Here is a 986-nt window from a genome sequence, read left to right as displayed (position 1 = left end):
GGTGGGATGCAAGCCTCTGACTTAACCCGTATGCGGGAATTAGAAGCCGAGAACGCCAAACTTAAAAAGATGTTTGCTGATGTCAGCTTACAAAACATGGCACTCAAAGATATTGTTGAAAAAAAGCTATAAGGCCAGCAGAACGAAAGGTATTAGCCCACTATGCCATTAATGAATTTGGCCTAGGTGTTGTGCTGGCTTGTGATGCGTTAAACATCAGTCGTTGCACATATTATTATCAACTTAAACGTATAGATGATAATGATATTATTGAGGCAGTATCAGACATTGCTGAAAAACATAAGGCCTATGGGTTTCGGAAGATATTTAAGCGGCTACGGCTCCTAGGCCATAAATGGAACCATAAACGTGTGTACCGTATTTATTGTGGTTTGAAGCTTAACTTACGGCGTAAAGGTAAAAAGCGCTTACCTTCACGAGAGCCTGAGCCACTGGCCGTTCCAGCAAAGGCTAATGAATGCTGGTCTATGGATTTTATGAGTGATAACTTATTTTCAGGCAAGTCTTTCAGAACATTTAATGTCATTGATGATTATCATCGTGAAGCGTTAGCCATCGAAGTGGACTCGAGCTTACCTGCACAGAGGGTTATACGCGTGCTGGATAGAATCGCAGCCTACCGTGGTTACCCAAAGCGATTAAGGCAAGATAATGGGCCAGAATTTATCTCACATGCACTTGAGATATGGGCTGAAGAACATGGCATCAAGTTAGATTTTATTAAGCCAGGAAAACCAACGCAAAATGCGTATATTGAGCGATTCAACCGCACTTATCGAAATGAAGTATTAGACTGTTACTTGTTCAATAGCTTGACTGAAGTAAGGGAAATCACAGATAGTTGGATTGAAGAATATAATTATGATCGGCCACATGAATCACTGAATGATTTACCGCCTAAATTATATGAGCGATTAATTGAGGAAAACTCTCTCAAAATATGATCGATATAAGGGAGGGTTACA

At 40.5% G+C, this 986-nt stretch carries 1 pseudogene; it reads left to right on the top strand.

The features are described from left to right. A pseudogene (locus KU855_RS18715) lies at positions 1 to 965 on the top strand (IS3 family transposase); the annotation flags it as partial. Positions 966 to 986: the final 21 nt, after the last annotated feature.

It is taken from the genome of Shewanella sp. NIFS-20-20, assembly GCF_019209865.1.
Classification (GTDB): Bacteria; Pseudomonadota; Gammaproteobacteria; order Enterobacterales; family Shewanellaceae; genus Shewanella.
This window is presented reverse-complemented; position numbering and strand designations above follow the sequence as displayed.